General features: G+C 56.1%; 1 protein-coding gene. It reads right to left on the bottom strand.

Features of this window, described 5'->3' with window-relative positions; translation table 11 throughout:
• Positions 1 to 156: 156 nt before the first annotated feature.
• Entirely contained in the window at positions 157 to 495 is a 339-nt protein-coding gene (locus A3730_RS20135; RefSeq protein ID WP_063518540.1) for a P-II family nitrogen regulator, read from the bottom strand.
• Positions 496 to 732 lie beyond the last annotated feature (237 nt).

The following is a 732-nucleotide window of genomic DNA, read 5'->3' as shown; positions in this document are numbered from 1 at the left end:
CGCCGTAGAACAGGCTCAGGCCCGGCAGCGTCATGAACAGCACCAGCGCGGTGGCGGTGAGAATCCAGGCACTGTCACCGGTATCCAGACCATCGGCCAGCGCCAGCGAAGGCAACATCAACAATACAGCTATCAATTTTTTCATCGCCGGGCCCCTTAAATGGCTTCGCTGCCAGTTTCACCGGTACGGATACGGATCACCTGCTCCAGGTCCGTCACGAAAATCTTGCCATCGCCGATCTTGCCGGTGCCGGCCGCTTTCATGATTGCCTCGATCGCCTGGTCCAGCTGCTCTTCACGGACCGCCAGCTCCAGCTTCACCTTGGGAACAAAATCCACCACGTACTCTGCCCCCCGATACAGTTCGGTGTGCCCTTTCTGGCGTCCAAACCCCTTTACCTCGGTAATCGTCATGCCCTGCACCCCAATCTGGGCCAGCGCATCACGCACCTCTTCGGCCTTAAACGGCTTGACCACCGCAGTCAGCATTTTCATTCGGTATCTCCTCGTCCTCATGCACCAACACAAAACGTGCCGGAAACTTGCACCGACAAGGAGCATTCAAGAATCAGGCCACAAAATAGTGCACGCGATTTCAATCGGTTAGCGGTGAACATTATTCATTGCGCACCACAAAAGAACGTCGCACCATAAAGATGCACCATGGATGGGCGCCAACGGCATTAAATTGGCGCACGCCCCCGGATCAAACAGCACAAGACGTGCCGGTAC

This window comes from Alcanivorax sp. HI0044 (genome assembly GCF_001634945.1).
This window is presented reverse-complemented; position numbering and strand designations above follow the sequence as displayed.